This window comes from Paenibacillus sp. P4_E11 (genome assembly GCF_056401635.1).
In genome coordinates, this window is record NZ_JBFUIX010000707.1 from 1 (window position 1) to 573 (window position 573).

Consider the following 573-nt stretch of genomic DNA (forward strand, 5'->3'; position numbering starts at 1 on the left):
GTAAGAAAAATGTAGGGTTGCAATAGCATCGACACCTATCGTTTTAAAAAGAATCATGATAATTAATTTTGAAACGGAAAATCCTAGAAAGATTCCCAAAAACAGCGATCCAAAATACAGGATAAAGTTCTCAGCAGTTAGGATTCGGAATATCCTGTTTTTGGTCATCCCTATTAATTGAAACAAGCCAATTTCTTTGCTGCGTCGTTTAATAAAGATGTTATTGGCATATAAAAGAAATATAGAAACAATAGCGATAAGTAAGACGGAAGCAGCCTTAATGGATGCGGCCCCTTTAACAGAACCCTTTGTCTCGTCCATAGCAGGGTCATATTGTAACGTGACAAATGCGAAGTACAGGGCGGCACTAAAGATTAGGGCAAACACATAAAGGTAATAATTTTTCAAATTCTTTCTCAGATTGCGAAACATGAGTTGATTAATACTCATTCTGCACCCCGCCTAATACACCTTGGGTTTTCATGATGTCTTTAAAGAGAGTCTGTCTTGTTTCTTCCCCTTTATTTAATTGCGTATAGATTTGCCCATCCTTTATAAAGATCACTCTACTGC

General features: G+C 36.8%; 1 protein-coding gene and 1 pseudogene. Both read right to left on the reverse strand.

Features of this window, described 5'->3' with window-relative positions; all coding sequences use genetic code 11:
- Window positions 1–450: FtsX-like permease family protein (locus AC1DWB_RS37040; RefSeq protein WP_477546012.1), on the reverse strand; the 450-nt coding region annotated here is incomplete at its 3' end.
- Window positions 440–573, reverse strand: a pseudogene (locus AC1DWB_RS37045) (bacitracin ABC transporter ATP-binding protein); the annotation flags it as partial. The gene AC1DWB_RS37040 and the pseudogene AC1DWB_RS37045, both read right to left, overlap by 11 nt.